General features: G+C 38.4%; 1 tRNA gene and 1 pseudogene. Both read left to right on the forward strand.

Going from position 1 to position 1,182, the window contains the following annotated elements:
- Positions 1 to 780 (forward strand): annotated as a pseudogene (pyrD, locus tag BN338_RS04995) (dihydroorotate dehydrogenase (quinone)); the annotation flags it as partial.
- A 137-nt stretch (positions 781 to 917) separates the two neighbouring features.
- Positions 918 to 994: transfer RNA gene (locus tag BN338_RS05000), tRNA-His, on the forward strand.
- Positions 995 to 1,182: the final 188 nt, after the last annotated feature.

The following is a 1,182-nucleotide window of genomic DNA, read 5'->3' on the forward strand; positions in this document are numbered from 1 at the left end:
AAAAGAAGATGAAGCAATTATTAATAGAATGGGTTTTAATAATGATGGGCATCAAGTTGTTTACAACAGACTGCACGTGTGTAAAAAAACTGGTGTTGTAGGAGTCAACATTGGAGCCAATAAGGATACAGTTGATAAGATTGACGATTATACGGTTGGTATTGCTCATTTTTATGATGTTGCTGATTATTTTACGGTTAATATTTCCTCTCCTAATACGCCAGGTTTGCGCGATTTACAGGCTCGTGATAGTTTGCATCTTTTGTTAGAAGCCATTTCGCAAGCACGGAAGGAGCAAGAGAAAAAGCATAAATTCTTCATTCCCATTTTTTTAAAAATTGCTCCAGATTTGTCAGAGAAAGAATTGGATGATATTGCGGAAGAAATAAAACTATCTGATTTTGATGGACTTATTGTTTCCAATACGACTCTTCACGCCAAGGTCTTACCAATAGCCATTTCAGCAATGAAGAGGGTGGGCTTTCTGGGCGTCCACTTTTTGAGCGTTCTACCATTGTGCTCGCAAAAATGCGTCAAAAGTTAGGGAAGGAAATTGCAATTATCGGCGTTGGCGGTGTAAAGGACGCACAAACTGCTTTGGAAAAAGTAAAAGCCGGTGCAGATTTGATTCAATTATATAGCGGGATGGTTTATGAAGGCCCAAATCTTGCCATAACTATTCTGAAAGAGGTTTTGCAGATGATGCAACATGAGGGTGTTGATAACATAAAAGACTATCGTGATCATAATCTTGAGCATTGGGCAAAATTGTCTTTGTAAAAAACATTTTTTCTTCACAAAAAATTGCGAGATTTTTTTTAAGGGGCTTGCAAACTTTGTTGATCTTCCTTATGTCACATAAACAAAGAATAAATGTTTACAAAATCGTGAACAGTTATGATACATTTGCTTTTTATGCGGTTGTAGCTCAGTTGGTTAGAGCGCTGGTTTGTGGCACCAGAGGTCGTAGGTTCAAATCCCACCAACCGTACCATTTATCTTCTCCAACTTTCCTAATTCTTATTTTGGGCGTTTTGTGAGGCTGTTAAAAGCCGCGCTTGGCGGGCTTTTTGCGTGTGAGCCGTCACTGAGTAGAGACCTTGCGCGGATGATTTTTTTCAAATTTTGCCCAAAACGGAATGATACAATCAATAATCGCTTGAAAATAAATGGGCTAACTAA

It is taken from the genome of Bartonella queenslandensis AUST/NH15 (assembly GCF_000312585.1).
Lineage (GTDB): Bacteria > Pseudomonadota > Alphaproteobacteria > Rhizobiales > Rhizobiaceae > Bartonella > Bartonella queenslandensis_A.